This is a genomic window from Salinimicrobium oceani (assembly GCF_012037645.1).
In genome coordinates this window covers 1-406 of record NZ_JAAVJR010000840.1, presented here as the reverse complement: position 1 = coordinate 406, position 406 = coordinate 1, and the positions used below count along the sequence as shown (strand labels likewise).

At 42.1% G+C, this 406-nt stretch carries 1 protein-coding gene; it reads left to right on the top strand.

What is annotated here, in order from left to right:
* On the top strand, window positions 1-406 hold a 406-nt coding region (locus tag HC175_RS19655; RefSeq protein WP_168139804.1), incomplete at both ends, for a L,D-transpeptidase family protein.

Below are 406 nucleotides of genomic sequence, written 5' to 3'. Positions count from 1 at the left end.
GAACTGGAATAGCGAGTCTGCAAAGAACTATACTTTCACTCAGGGACCAGGACCTTCAAATGCTCTTGGAAGAGTAAAGATCATGTACCCTAATAAATATCTAATTTACCTGCATGATACTCCTGCAAAAAGTGTTTTTAACCAAACCGACAGAGCAGAAAGTTCGGGTTGTGTAAGGGTTGAAAATGCTTTAGATCTGGCTGCGTATGTTGTAGAGAACCAAAGCGAATGGACAAAGGAAAAAATCGAAAAGATCGTAGCTTCAGGGGAGACCACTACTGTAAAAGTAGACCGGCCCATCCAGGTCCATCACTTTTACTGGACTGCCTGGCGGGCCGGTGGTGAAACTGTATTTGTAAATGATGTCTATGATCTTGATGAAAAGATCTATTCGAAACTGGTAACT